Genomic DNA, 13,421 nt, shown 5'->3' on the forward strand with positions numbered 1-13,421 from the left:
CGATAGCCATCAATATTCACAGAAAAATTAACGGTAGCTCGATTACCAATAGCCAAATTTTATTTCGTGCAAATGTCAAAGAACTTTTCAATATCATTAGAACTTAACAGCCCTGCTCCGATGGAGAGGGGAGAAAAAAGCGGAAGAATGCTCCCCTCTCCATCGGAGAGGGGCTGGGGGTGAGGTTTTTAGGACTTGCATTAATAAGTATACAGTTCCGTTTAGTTTTTACATAAAAAAGCGATATTTCCTCATTTTGAAGAAACATCGCTTTGGATAGAAACACTACTGAATACACTGTTTAATAAGTTTTCTTTGGCAATTTCTCTAAAGTTATAACCCGCAATGGATATTGTTTCGGGAAGTTCTCTGTCAAACATTTTAAGGATAAAATTTATCTGAAAACTCATTCCGCAGGGTACTAAATGTATTTTATAAAAAACTTAATCAATTTAGCTACAAATGGCGTGTAGGGCGGATAAATCATTTTGAAAGTCCCAAATTTTTGACGCATAACGCCACGTTGATTTGAAAACTCGGTAAAACCCCAAATACCACCTGATTTTCCAATTCCAGAATTATTAACACCTCCAAATGGAATTTCTGTATGTCCATAATGAATTACACAATCATTGATGACCGTTCCACCTGCGGAGGTATTATCCATGAAAAACTTTATATTGCTTTCTTTGCTTGAATTGATATACATCGCCAACGGTTTTTCACGACTTTTGATGTGTGCGATAGCTTCTTCGTTTGTACTAAAACTGACAATTGGTAGAATTGGACCAAAAATTTCCTCTTCCATAATTTTCATTGAATCTTCAACTTCAGAAAGTAGAGTAGGAGCAATATAATTTTCAAAGCTATCGGTTTGACCGCCAATTTCAACTTTTGCACCATTTTCAATGGCTTCCTGCAATAATCCATTTAAACGGTTAAAATGTCGATTATTTACAATTCTACAATAATCTGCTGATTCTTTTGCATTTGTTCCATACATGGCTACGATGGCAGATTTTAGAGCTTCAGTTAATTCATTTTCTACACTTTTATGAACCAAAACATAGTCGGGAGCGATACACGTTTGCCCATTATTGATGAATTTTCCCCACGCAATTTTTTCCGCTACTTTTTGAATATTGGCAGTTTTGTCAACTATGCAAGGAGATTTTCCTCCTAATTCCAACGTTACAGAAGTTAGATTTTTGGCTGCTGCCGACATCACGATTTTCCCAATGGCGGGACTTCCCGTAAAGAAAATATGATTAAAAGGCTGATTTAGTAATATTTGAGAAACGTTTGCATCTCCTTCAAAAACCGCTACTTCATTTTCTTCAAATAATTCAGAAATCATTTTTTTTAGCAAAGTAGAAGTATTTGGAGTCAATTCTGAAGGTTTCAGAATAACGGTATTTCCTGCGGCAATGGCTTGTACTAATGGTTTTATAGAAAGATTGAAAGGGTAGTTCCAAGGAGAAATAATTAAACAAACGCCTTTGGGTTCAAATCTGACGTGAGCCGACGTGCCAATCATACTAATAGGAGTTGATACATATTGCGGTTTCATCCAAGATTTCAAGTGTTTTAGTAAATGTTTGATTTCACCTACTACCCCAAGAATTTCCCCTAAATTTGTTTCAGAGGGGTTTTTCTTAAAATCATCAAACAATGCTTTTCCAATTTCTACCTCATGGGCTATCGTCCACGCCAATATTTTACGAAGTTTCCCTTTCCGAATTTGTACATCGGTATTTGCAATATTTTGAGTATTGGATTTTTGTGCTTTAAAAACATGAATAATGTCTTTTTCGATTTCCGTGTTGATGATTTCAGTATTCATAAATTGAGATTGAAGCTTGTATTTGATTAATTATAAAAATACGAAAAAAAAGTCCAAAATTGGCTTTTTCAATATTTTATGGTTATTTTACAATATGATTAGTATTTAAACGTATTTTTTTAGTAAAAGAAATTCTTACTAAGTAGTTTTTGTAAAGTCGCCATACCGCCAAATTCTTCTTAGATTAAACAAACTACCTATGTCCATCGTCAGCAACAATATCAAATACCTCCGTCGGTTAAATGGTTTGACGCAAGAACAATTCGCCAGAAGAATCGGAATAAAACGTTCATTATTAGGTGCTTATGAGGAAGCTCGTGCCAATCCTAATTTAGAAAATTTAAAGACAATCGCTCAAGTATTCGGTACTTCTGTTGACTCACTTATCAAAACGGACATCCGTAAAATTAGAGAAACTCCAGGGATTAGTTTGGCTCAAAGTACAACAGGTATTATGCCGCAGGTTGTGCAGCAAAGTCGTTTGCAACCTGAGCCAACTCCTATTGAACGACCATTTGCTAATACCCCCGAACCACAACCTGTTGCTAAGATTGTGGAGGAGTTTTTTCAAGAAAAGGCTGATGTTCAAATTGCTCCTCAACGCCCAATTCAGCAACGAAGTTATTTAGCAGATAATGAAACATCTTTTCAGCAATTTGTTGATAATCATTTACATACAGTTAGTAATTCTACTAAAACAGAGGTTGAGCCGACACAAAAAAATACCTCAAAACCAATTCCTTACATTAAAAGTGGAGTGGTAAAAGAATATTTAGCAAATTGTCAAAAATCTGATTATTTGCGTTCATTACCTACTTTATCTTTACCATTTATTACATCGGATAAAAATAGAGCATTTGAGATGGGAAACGATTTTCCGATGCAAAATTCAATTGTAATTGGTAGTGGAATTTCGGATTGGTCAGATATTCAAGATGGGAAATTTTATATTTTGGTAACAACTCAGCAAGGGGTGATTTATCGTCGTGTTTATAACCAAGTAAAAATAAAAGGAGCTTTATTATTGAGTTCTGATAATTCAAATATTTCAAGTTTTGAAATTTCAACGAAGGATGTTGTCGAAATTTGGGAGGTAAATTCCTTCATCAGTCAACAATTACCCGAACCTCACATTTCATTAGAAAGGGTAAAGAGTTTGGTTGACGATTTAAGTATTGAATTGGATAGACTAAGATAGGTATGAGGTAGTAGTTATGAGTTATGAGGTAGTAGTTGATGGAAAAAATACCTCATACCTCATACCTCATACCTCATACCTCATACCTCATACCTCATACCTCATACCATACCTAACTCTTCGGTCTAAATTCTTTGATAATTTCTTGATTACAGACCAAATAAGGTCCTTCAATCAGGTCAATACAGTACGGAACGGCAGGAAATACGGCATCCAAACACTGTCGAATCGCTTTGGGTTTACCAGGTAAATTTATGATTAAAGAATTTCCTCTAATACCCGCCGTTTGTCTTGATAAAATTGCGGTAGGCACGTATTTTAAACTTTCTTGACGCATTAATTCCCCAAAACCTGGCATCATTTTCTCGCAAATTGCCTCAGTTGCTTCAGGTGTTACATCTCTTTTTGCTGGACCTGTCCCTCCAGTAGTTACGATTAAGCAACATTTATCAACATCCGCCATTTCTTTTAAAGTCTCCGAAATCAGGTCTTGTTCGTCAGGAATGACTTTATAGACAGTTTCAAATTCAGAAATCAAATATTCTTTTAAGGTTTCAACAACTGCTTTTCCTGGAATGTCTTCATAAATACCCGCACTTGCACGGTCAGAAACATTAATCACACCAATTTTAATAATCATTTTATGTTTTATTAATAGATAAAAGGTCAAATTTTACGACACAATTTCAAAAATACATTCTTTTATTTTGTTCTTCTACACCAGATGCTTTATTTTGTTTAAAAGACACCATAAACAATTCGTAGATGATTATATTACAGTCACAATTGCCAGCAGGAGCTGAGAAATTATTTTCGCTTGGCTTTTTTATACTTTTGTTAGTAGGCTTATATTTTGCGTTTAAGATTTTTAATAAATCTAAAAAGTAGCATTGCTAACCTAAAAAAAATAGGTTTACTCCCGAAAAGTAAACCTATTTTGTGCCTAAGCCTTTTTAATTCCGTCCCAACAGGTAAAAAATGCCAATTCTAAGTCTGAAGATGTCATTTGAAATTCTCCTGACAATTGAAGTTTGATAATTGAAGTGGCACTTCCAATGACAAAAGCTACTAAAATTTTTGGAGGAATATCTCTCAATACTTGTGTGAAAACCGCTTTACGTAAAAAATCGTAAATAGGCATATCCAATTGTGATAATTCAGCTTTTGGGATAGTTGATAAAAATGGAGAATTCGCAAATTGTTCTAAAAAGTAAAACTCTTTTGGGTTTTTGATTGCCTCATTGATCATTTGTAAGTAAAAACCTCTAAATCTGTCTTTAAATGGTTTGGTGGCATCGTCACTTTTGAAAAGACTTTCGATATGTTTTTGTTTCAATTTTATGTATAAGGCACAAATTAATTCATCTTTACTTTTAAAATAATGATAAATTGTACCCGCCGCCACGTCCGCTTGTTTTGCTACTTCTGACATTGGAGAACTATGAAAGCCATGTTTCGAGATAAGCTCTAACATAGCTTTGAATATTGCATCTTTTTTATCGAAATCTTTAACGTTTTTCATTGGTTTTGCACTCAAAATGAAACTTTTGAAGTATTATACAGTGGAATTTCTAAATTTGTGGACTAAAGTAATCAATTCTTATAATTTTTCAGCAATTATAAAATATATACTTTGATAATTGAAATTATTTGACTTTAAGTGTAGAAATAATGATATTAGTATCTGAAACGGTTATAAACTTTAGAAGAATTGTCAAAACAAAATTGCTTAGATTGTTCCAATTATACTTTTTATCTGTGTTGCGGTAATGAATTTAGTTTTGATACGTTGACTTTGTGTTTTTAGTTTTAACCACGTATTCTTGTTAATCGTAAATCTTAAAACCTTGCCATTATTACTTTCTTTGCTCTTTACTTTTTTATTAGACAAATGGAATGCCAAAACAAGGAAATTAATCGGTATTATTAGACTTTCGATATATTTTTTATTTTAAACTTGATTCTTATTATTGTGAATCGTCTTAGCTGAAGCCTCTGAGTTTAATGAATTAAAATTGCTTTATAGGTTTTAGCCTTTTTTGGTGTTTGGGAGATTTTCCAGAATGCTTTTATATTAAAAATTGAAATGAAGGGTGTCGCTGACATCAAATGTATATCTAAAATAATTAGTAGATGAATGTAAGAAATCCACGAACTGGTGAGTTCGACTATGAAATTTTTCCACTTAGTAATGACGAATTAAAAAATAAAATTAACGCTTTGAGAGAAGCTCAAAATGAGTGGAAAGAACAAAGTTTAAAATTCCGAATAGATGCCTTAAAAGCTTGGAAGGAAACTCTTGAAATACAAAAAGACCTCCTTTCTGAAGCATTAATTGTTGATACTGGTAGAAAATTGGAGACTTCAATGGAGGTTGATTTTTTTCTAAATTCAATTGATGAATGGTGTAATTTAGCACAAGGTTTTTTTGTAGAGTCTGTAAAAGAAAAATCTTCGATTATTTCGCTTGATAAACAGTCTCAATTTGTTCCTTATTCGGTAATTGGAATTGTTGCTCCAGCTACTTTTCCTTTATTTTATGCAATTCTCGACGCAATTCCAGCTTTATTGGCAGGTTGTGTCGTAATGGTTAAACCGTCAGATTTAACCCCACGATTTGCAGAAGTTTTACTAAATTCATTTGCCGAATTACCACAAATTGCAAGTGTATTGTCGGTTGTAAACGGTGGTGCTGAAACGGTATTTGAATTAACTAAATTATGCGATAAAATTTGTTTTACAGGTGCAAATGACTCTGTAAAAGATATTTTACGAGTGGCGAATGAGTCTTTAACACCTGTTGACTTAGAACTTTTTGGTAAGAATATCGCTATTGTTTCAGAAACTGCTGAAATAGAAAGAGCAACTTCAGCCATATTATGGGGTAGTGCTTTTAACGGAGGGCAATCTTGTAATTCTATTGAAAGTATTTATGTGCATAGAAATATTTATCATCAATTTCTTTCAAGGTTGGTCGGGAAGGCAAATTTATTAGAATTTACCTATCCTCATCTTGAAACTGGACAAATCGGCCCTGTTATTTCAGAAAAACAAGTTGAGATAATTAATGACCTATTGGCAGATGCCATTCACAAAGGAGCAATCATTAAAGCTGGCGGTAGAGAATGTGAGGAATTAGGAGGAGGGTATTATTGCCGTCCAACCGTACTAATTAATATTTCGCCGTCTATGAAGCTTCTGCAAGAAGAAAATTTAGCTCCTTTACTGCCTGTCATTACTTTTTTTAATTTGGATGAAATCGCAGAATTGAACAATATTGACTTTAAGGGAAGTGCTGCGATTTTTGCAGGAACTGAAGCGGAAGCCTTGCAAATGGCAGAGAAAATAAATGTCAAAACGATTTCAATTAATGATGTAACGTTGAAATCTTTATTACCTGAAATAAATGCGATAAGATTCAATAAATTTTTGAAGAAAAAAACATTACTCATCAATAATCAATCTGAAAAAAGTAGCTGGTGGTATTAATTATTAACGGAACTATCTACAATTTGTTGCAGAATAAAATTAGCCCACAGATTGTACTGATTCAACGGATTTACACGGATAAATTTAAAGAAAAATCAGTGTAAATCTGTTTTATCTGTTCTATCCGTGGTCTAATTTTGTCTTGCGACAAATAGTAGATAATTCCGATTATTTATCTTCATTTTGATAGATGATTTTTATCAAGGCTAAAGCTAACAATAATCAACTTTGACAAATCTTTTTATCCCTTAACTTTGTAAATAATAGTGCGTTTTGTTGATTACAAAATTCTGAAGTTCAAGGCATTAGTTAGCAACCATTTAATTAACAATAATGACCAGTTAATAAATAGTCAAATCATTTTCAAAAATTGTATTATTTGTTAAACAAATTGATAAAACGCTCTGTTCGATGTATATTTGTGGGATTTTTTTAAGATGACCATTAAATCCTTATTCATAAACATTTAACCAAATTGTCAATGGCATATCAACAAGACTTTACCTACGTTGAAGGTGTAGAACCACACCGTATTCGTACAAGAGAAATTTTAAAAGCTCACCCAGAAGTAAAAAAACTTATCACTAAAAACCCTATGACTATGGTTTGGATTCTTGCTTGTGTAGCAATCCAACTTGTTATGGCGTATTTAGTGAAAGACCAAGCTTGGTATATTATCTTAGCTGCAGCATGGTTTATTGGAGCTTTTCCAGTTCATACGTTATTCATTTGTATTCACGAAGCAGCCCATAACTTAATTTTCAAAAAGCCATCTTGGAATATCTATGCAGGAATTGTAGCTAATTTCCCTTCGTTAGCACCAACGGCAATTTCTTTCAAAAACTTTCACTTAAAGCACCATGCTTTTCAAGGAGTTCATGAATTAGACGCTGACCTTCCAGACCAATGGGAAGCAAAATTGATTAACAATTATTTTATTGGTAAGGCTCTTTGGTTATTATTTTTCCCTGTATTTCAAGCAGTTCGTACTCTACGTTGTTTAGAATTAGCCATTTTTGACAAATGGGTTATTATGAATATCGTGGCTCAAATCGCTTTCGATGCCGTTATAGTTTATTTCTGGGGATGGTCAGCATTGGGTTACATGGGAGCAAGTTTTATGTTTTCAGTTGGTTTACACCCACTTGGAGCAAGATGGATTCAAGAGCATTATTTAGTGTTAGATAAGAAACAAGAAACTTACAGCTACTATGGTGGTTTGAACAGTATTAATATGAATGTTGGTTTTCACAATGAACACCACGATATGCCTTCTGTGCCTTGGAATAATTTGCCAAAATTGAAAGCCGCAGCACCTGAGTTTTATGATAATCTATTGTATCATACTTCTTTTGTAAAATTGCTTTTCACTTTCTTATTTAGCCAAGAAGTTGGTTTATATTCACGAATTGTAAGAAAAGAAAGAGGACGTGTTAGTTTGGACGATACTTCAATTCCAGATATTCAGTTAGCTCAAGGAGAAAAAGTATAATTCTTGATGCCTAAAACTAAAAAAGCCCCAATTTGGGGCTTTTTTAGTTTTATTTAGTAAGGACGAATGATATTCCAATACTTTTTATTTAAGGAATTTATTCGCCTAACGCTGGCAGGGTTCAAAACCCTGTCAGCGTTGAAACTGAAATTATCTAAATTTTGAAACGATTTTGGGGTAGTATTGTTCTATTTCCAAAACAACGGACGAATGCTATTCATCCCTACCTTACCGTTAATCTACACCGCTACTGCATCTTTTTGTTCAACTGTAATTGTTGATTTTTCAGTCAATAACTGTTCTTCTCCGTATAAGAAAATACTTGTGTCGCCACCTGCTAAATTTTCAATAATTACTTCGTCAGACGTTGTTTTGATATTCAATAAATTTCCACCAAAACGTACTTTAAATGAGAACGAAGCCCAATTTTCTGGAACGAAAGGAGAGAAGTATGCTTTTCCGTCTCTAACTCGCATTCCGCCGAATCCTTTTACAAGCGACATCCAAGTTCCTGCCATTGAGGTGATATGACAACCGTCTTCTGTATCGTTGTTATAATCGTCCAAATCCAAACGTGCCGCACGATTATAGAATTCATAAGAACGAGCTTTATCGCCTAATTTTGCCGCTAAAATTGAGTGAACGCAAGGACTTAAAGATGATTCATGAACGGTCATTGGTTCGTAGAAATCATAATTACGCTTGATAGTCGCCAAATCGAAATCATCTTCAAAGAAATACATTCCTTGTAAAACGTCAGCTTGTTTGATAAAACATGAACGCAAAATTCTATCCCACGACCATTTTTGGTTAATTGGTCTTTCAGAAGCAGGCAAATCTTTTACTTGGATAAGTTCTTTGTCCAAGAATCCATCTTGTTGTAAATAAACGCCTAATTCTTCGCTTTGAGGGAAATACATATTGTCAATAATATGTTGGAATTTTCCGAATTCATTCGTTTCATCAAAATTTGTGATTGAAACTAATTCGTTAAAACGAGCTTCATCCGTTGATTTGATGTATTCCGTTGCCTCAATAACATATTTCAAACACCAAACGGCAAAGTAGTTGGTGTAGAAATTATTGTTTACGTTGTTTTCGTATTCGTTTGGTCCAGTTACGCCTAACATTACGTACTGTTTCTTCGCTTCCGACCAGTTAACACGCTGAGCCCAGAATCTGGCAATACCCAAAAGCACCTCAAAACCGTATTCTCCTAAATATTTCTTATCGCCCGTGTAATTTACGTAATCATAAATTGCATAAGCAATTGCTCCGTTTCGGTGAATTTCCTCAAAAGTGATTTCCCATTCGTTGTGACATTCCTCACCGTTCATGGTAACCATTGGGTATAAAGCCGCACCGTCTTTGAAACCTAATTTTTGAGCATTTTCAATCGCTTTTCCTAATTGTTTCCATCTGTAAACCAATAAATTACGAGATACTTGTTGGTCGGCAGTTGCCAAATAGAAAGGAATGCAATAGGCTTCGGTGTCCCAATAAGTTGAACCACCGTATTTTTCACCCGTAAATCCTTTTGGACCAATATTCAAACGTGCATCTTCACCTGTGTAGGTTTGGTTCATTTGGAAAATATTGAAACGAATACCTTGTTGAGCAGCTACGTCGCCCTCAATCACGATGTCGTTCATTTCCCATTTAGAAGCCCATTTTTCAGCTTGTTCGGCTACCATTTTGTCAAAACCTTTTGCAGCGATTCTCTTTAAATACGCTTTAGATTTCGACAATAAATCTTCAACATTATGATTTTCAGAAGATAAATTACAAGCATATTTTACCAAAACCGTTTCTTCATTGGCAGTAACGTTTAACGTAACTTGACTCGCCACAAATTTTTCTGCTTTGATTGGAAATCCTTGAAAATCAACTGATTTTCCATTTTGAAAAATCTCAAAACGCTGACCTGTCAATACATGAAACCCAGTTTTTTTAGTTGCTAACTCAATATAGCCTTCTGCAAAAGCAGTTTCTTTTTGAATTTCCTCCCAAAATTTTTCATCGTAATTGGCATCTTTGTTTTTAATGTCTCCGTCGATAAAAGGCGTTAAAACAATTTTGCCGTCAAAATTTAATGGAGTAATTGAATATCGAATTGCTCCCGATTCATCGTCAACAATTGAATTAATGCGTTTTGAATTGACTCTTACTTGTTTTCCAGAAGCTAAAATAGCCGTGAAAGAACGCTCTAAATAGCCGTCTTTCATGTTTAAAACCCGAGTAAAGTCATTTACTTCGCAATTATTCAAATCTAAAATTTCATCTTCTATTTCTACTTTTATTCCAATCCAGTTGGCTGCATTTAAAACTTTTGCAAAATATTCAGGGTATCCGTTTTTCCACCAGCCTACACGAGTTTTATCTGGATAATAAACGCCTGCTACATAGTTTCCTTGTAAAGTTTTTCCTGTGAAAGTCTCTTCAAAATTACCACGCTGTCCCATTCGTCCGTTGCCTAACGAACAAACTGACTCGGTAATTTCGTTGAATTCTCTATGGAAACCTTCTTCGATGATGCACCATTCATCGTGTTTTAGATAGTTTTTCATTGTATTATCTTAAAATGGTTAATGGCAAAGTAAACAAAACTCTTAGATTAACAATAAGAATAATCCATATTTCGCACGAAAATATTGGAAAAGTTCTATTTCTTATTTGTAGTTTTTCATTTTCTGCGAAATTAAATTAAATTACCATAAGATATTTTGCTGTGCTAAGGTGTTTTTTGTATTATTTTTAGATAGCTGATTTTAAAACAATCGGTCGATGGTCATTTCTTCAAAACCTGCAATCACAAAATCTGCTTCGTTAAGAATATCTGCTGAACCAACGCCAATCACTTTCATGCCTCCTGCTTTTCCTGCTTGTACACCTGCGACGGCATCTTCAAAAACTACACATTCTTCTGGTTTACAGTTAGTTGCTTCTGCACCCATTAAAAATACTTGTGGGTCTGGTTTTCCTTTGGTGATATTATTGCCGTCGATGATAGCATCGAAATAATCTAACATATTAATTCTTTCAAGAATCAATTTTGAGTTTTTACTTGCTGAACCCAAAGCAATTTTAATGTTGTTGGCTCTTAAACTGGTCAAAAACTCAGGAACACCTTTTAGCACTTCATCGGGAGTCATTTGTTTTACTAAGTCTAAGTACCAAGCATTTTTGCGAGTTGCCCATGCTACTTTTTCCTCTTCTGAAAGTGTAACATTGCCCCAACCGAGGATTAATTCTAAGGATTCCATTCTTGAAATGCCTTTCAATTGTTCATTTTGGTGTTCTGTAAAGTCAAAACCTAACTCATTTGCCAATCGTCTCCATGCTTGGAAGTGATAAACTGCGGTATCAACAATAACACCGTCCAAGTCAAAAAGACACGCTTTTGTATTTCTCATTATTTTATTTTTGAAGTTCAAGTAAAGTAAATGACATGGCTGGAATTTTCAGAGATTTTAAATCTGAAATAGTAGCATCTGTCATAATATTTTTTGCGGAAGAAAAGCCTCCGATATTTTCTGCAAATCGTTTCGTATCAAGTGTTTTTTCTTCTTTACTCTGACTCATAATTACCATGACCGTTTTGTCAGTAGTATGTCTAAAATATACATAAATACCGTCTTGTGGTAAATATTGGGTTAATTTTCCCGTTGTGATTGCTTCGCTGTTTTTACGATAATTGGCAATTTTCTTCACAAATTCAAAGGCTTCGTTTTCTTTTTCAGTTCTTCCAGAAGCCAAGAATTTATTTACTTTATCGTCAGCCCAACCGCCTTCAAAATCTTTACGGACTTCTGCATCAGAAGGGTTTTTGAAGTTTTTAGTCAAATTTTCAGTTCCATAATACAAATGCGGAATGCCACGAGTGGTCAATAAAAAACCAAGCCCTAATTTATATTTATTCAAATCTTCACCAATCACTGAGAAATAGCGGTCTTGGTCGTGATTATCAACAAAGGTCATATTCAGATTTGCATCTTGATAAAGTGCATCAGCCGCTAAAGTTGAGTAAAGACGATTGAAACCCTTTCCCCAATTAAAATCTTCTTTCAAAGCATCATTAATCGCACTGGCAAGTACAAAGTCGTTGGGAGAAGGCAAATTGCTTTTGAAAGGCGTATTAATATTGTTTTTTACGTAATACGCTTGTGAATACATACTTTGCACCGAATTTTCACCTGTAATTAACATTTTAGGATATTCAGCTTCGAGGGCATCATTTACCCGATTCATAAATGGCAAATCATTGTACTGGTATGTATCAACTCTCCAACCATCAATCCCAAAATTTTCAACCGTCCAAAGTGCGTGTTGTAGTAAATAATTAGCGACAAATTCATTTTTTTGGTTTAAATCTGGTAAAAAAGGCACAAACCAACCGTTTTGCATCACGTTAAAATCTGATTTGTTTCCGTGCGTAATATCTACAACGGGTTCATCTCGGTACGAGGTATTCGTGTAAGTATCCCATTGATTTAACCAATTTTTCATCGGTAAATCCTTCAAAATCCAATGATTAATGCCTACATGATTATAAACGGCATCTTGAATGATTTTTAAGCCTTTTGTATGAGCTGCATCAATTAGTTTTTTGTAGGCTTCATTTCCGCCCAAACGTCGGTCAACATTATATTGGTCTGTAAAACCATAACCATGATAAGCTGAACGCATAGCATCGCCTTCTTTGGTTTGCGGTTGGTCATTTTCAATTACAGGATTCAACCAAAGGGCGGTAACGCCTAATTCTGTGAAATAATCTAAGTGATTTTGGATTCCTAAAAGGTCGCCCCCGTGTCGTAAGTATGGATTTGTGCGGTCGGCTTGTGTATCTGCCATATCCGCAAATTTATCATTTGACGGGTCGCCATTCGAGAAACGGTCTGGAAGAATGAGATAAATAAAGTCTTTTGAATCAACTACTTGAGGTTTTTTCGTTCTGTTTTGCAGTTGAAAAGGCTGTGTGATTTTAACGATTTGGTCAATGAATTTCTTTTTACCCTTCTGAATTTTAATCGTTTTAGATAATTCAATATCCATTTGTCCAGCTTTCGTGTCGGGAGCAATGGTTAAGTCTAAAAACAAATAATTGGGGTTTTCAACTTTGTTTACTTTATCCAACGAAACACCTTGATAATTGATTTTTACCTCGCAGTCTCCAATATTTTTGCCGTAAACCAATAATTGAAGTTTGGGGTTTTTCATGCCAACATACCAATTCGTTGGGTTGATTCTTTGGACAGATGGGGTTTGTCCAAATGGTGAAAATGAATGGAAAATTGATAAGACAATTATCCAAAAGAGAAGATTTTTTTTCATTGATTTATAAAAATGGATGGTTAATGGATATTAATTAGGGCTTAGCATAGGGGTATTTGCGATTAGAA

Annotated in this window: 10 protein-coding genes; 3 read left to right on the plus strand and 7 right to left on the minus strand. The window is 34.4% G+C overall.

All coding sequences use genetic code 11. The annotated features are described in order from the left end of the window. Nucleotides 1-251 precede the first annotated feature (251 nt). Complete coding sequence (locus tag VB796_RS05195; RefSeq protein WP_323345455.1) at nt 252-380, minus strand: hypothetical protein; 129 nt, start codon at nt 378-380, stop codon at nt 252-254. Between the two features lie 41 nt (nt 381-421). Next, the gene (locus tag VB796_RS05200) at nt 422-1,843 is read right to left on the minus strand and encodes an aldehyde dehydrogenase family protein (protein WP_323345456.1); all 1,422 of its coding nucleotides are present in this window, start codon (nt 1,841-1,843) and stop codon (nt 422-424) included. A 199-nt stretch (nt 1,844-2,042) separates the two neighbouring features. Between VB796_RS05200 and VB796_RS05205 the strand changes: the two genes are divergently transcribed. Beyond that, complete coding sequence (locus VB796_RS05205; RefSeq protein ID WP_323345457.1) at nt 2,043-3,041, plus strand: helix-turn-helix transcriptional regulator; 999 nt, start codon at nt 2,043-2,045, stop codon at nt 3,039-3,041. A gap of 112 nt (nt 3,042-3,153) precedes the next feature. On the opposite strand, the gene mog is transcribed toward VB796_RS05205, so the two are convergent. Together mog and VB796_RS05215 are read right to left on the minus strand one after the other, a co-directional pair. Next, nucleotides 3,154-3,681 (minus strand): molybdopterin adenylyltransferase, encoded by a 528-nt coding sequence (gene mog / locus VB796_RS05210; protein ID WP_323345458.1) that lies wholly within the window; start codon nt 3,679-3,681, stop codon nt 3,154-3,156. Nucleotides 3,682-3,984: 303 nt separating this feature from the next. Continuing rightward, the gene (locus VB796_RS05215) at nt 3,985-4,563 is read right to left on the minus strand and encodes a TetR/AcrR family transcriptional regulator (RefSeq protein WP_323345459.1); all 579 of its coding nucleotides are present in this window, start codon (nt 4,561-4,563) and stop codon (nt 3,985-3,987) included. A gap of 611 nt (nt 4,564-5,174) precedes the next feature. On the opposite strand from VB796_RS05215, the gene VB796_RS05220 reads away from it, so the two are divergent. Next, a complete protein-coding gene (locus tag VB796_RS05220) occupies nt 5,175-6,530 on the plus strand; it encodes an aldehyde dehydrogenase family protein (RefSeq protein ID WP_323345460.1) in 1,356 nt (451 codons plus the stop codon). Between the two features lie 481 nt (nt 6,531-7,011). Beyond that, nucleotides 7,012-8,022 (plus strand): fatty acid desaturase, encoded by a 1,011-nt coding sequence (locus VB796_RS05225; RefSeq protein ID WP_323345461.1) that lies wholly within the window; start codon nt 7,012-7,014, stop codon nt 8,020-8,022. Nucleotides 8,023-8,261: 239 nt separating this feature from the next. Here VB796_RS05225 and VB796_RS05230 read toward each other — a convergent pair whose 3' ends face one another. From VB796_RS05230 to VB796_RS05240, 3 genes are all read right to left on the minus strand, one after another. Further along, the gene (locus VB796_RS05230) at nt 8,262-10,589 is read right to left on the minus strand and encodes a glycoside hydrolase family 65 protein (protein WP_323345462.1); all 2,328 of its coding nucleotides are present in this window, start codon (nt 10,587-10,589) and stop codon (nt 8,262-8,264) included. A 201-nt stretch (nt 10,590-10,790) separates the two neighbouring features. After that, nucleotides 10,791-11,435 (minus strand): beta-phosphoglucomutase, encoded by a 645-nt coding sequence (gene pgmB, locus VB796_RS05235; protein WP_323345463.1) that lies wholly within the window; start codon nt 11,433-11,435, stop codon nt 10,791-10,793. Between the two features lie 4 nt (nt 11,436-11,439). Further along, a complete protein-coding gene (locus VB796_RS05240) occupies nt 11,440-13,353 on the minus strand; it encodes an alpha-amylase family glycosyl hydrolase (protein ID WP_323345464.1) in 1,914 nt (637 codons plus the stop codon). Nucleotides 13,354-13,421: the final 68 nt, after the last annotated feature.

It is taken from the genome of Arcicella sp. LKC2W (assembly GCF_034931005.1).
Taxonomy (GTDB): Bacteria; Bacteroidota; Bacteroidia; order Cytophagales; family Spirosomataceae; genus Arcicella.